Below are 1,017 nucleotides of genomic sequence, written 5' to 3' on the forward strand. Positions count from 1 at the left end.
CAGGAGCGAAGCGACGAGTTATCATGAACGAAACTAGCTCCTACTCGTAAATACGTAGGTTAATTTGGTTAGGATGTTTAGTGGAACACCAAACCAAATCAGAGCTACATTACGAAAGGAGCTAGTTATTATGAAGGATACCATAAAATACGTAGGTTTAGACGTATCAAAAGAAAAAATTGCTGTCGCGATTGCGGATGAAGGACGAGATGAGCCAAGATACTGGGGCATGATTTCGAATACACCAGAAGCAGTAAAAAAATTGATGAAAAAACTAGGAAACAGTGAGAATCTACGCGTATGTTACGAAGCAGGACCCACAGGATATGCATTGTATAGGTTACTCCTTACATTGAATATTCACTGTACTGTGATAGCGCCATCTTTAATTCCTCAAAAACCTGGAGAGCGTATTAAAACGGATCGTCGAGATTCCGTTCGGTTGGCTCAATTATATCGGGCTGGAGAATTAACTTCCGTTTATGTTCCTACTCCAGAGGATGAAGCATTACGAGATCTTGTTAGATGTCGAGAAGATGCAATAGAAGACGAATTAAGAGCTAAACACCGGTTAAGTAAATTTTTACTACGTTATGATATTCAACCCCCATCAAAGGGAAAAAAATGGACCGTCAGATATTATAGATGGTTGGACACGTTAAAGTTTGATAACTCTAAGCTACAAGTGGTTTTTCAAGAGTACTATCATCAAATTAAAGAGATACAACAACGAATCTTAAGACTAGAAGAAGAAATCAGAGTACAAGCAACGGACAGTGTTCATGCCCCAATAATCCAAGCTTTACAAGCATTGAGAGGAGTAGCACTTATTACAGCGACAAGTATTGCGGCGGAAATAGGTTCTTTTAAACGTTTTTCCACCCCTAGACAGTTTATGGCGTATGTGGGGTTAGTACCTAGTGAATATTCAAGTGGTGAAAGTAGAAGACAAGGAAAGATCACAAAAACAGGAAATCGTCATGTGAGACGTCTACTAGTCGAATCAGCTTGGAGTTA

The 1,017-nt window shown here is 39.3% G+C and carries 1 protein-coding gene; it reads left to right on the forward strand.

Translation table 11 applies throughout. The features are described 5' to 3' along the window. Positions 1-130: 130 nt before the first annotated feature. Positions 131-1,017, forward strand: an 887-nt coding sequence (locus J2Y67_RS27860) for an IS110 family RNA-guided transposase (RefSeq protein WP_310179419.1), incomplete at its 3' end; no start/stop codon positions are given.

The organism is Neobacillus niacini (assembly GCF_031456445.1).
GTDB lineage: Bacteria > Bacillota > Bacilli > Bacillales > Cytobacillaceae > Neobacillus > Neobacillus niacini_I.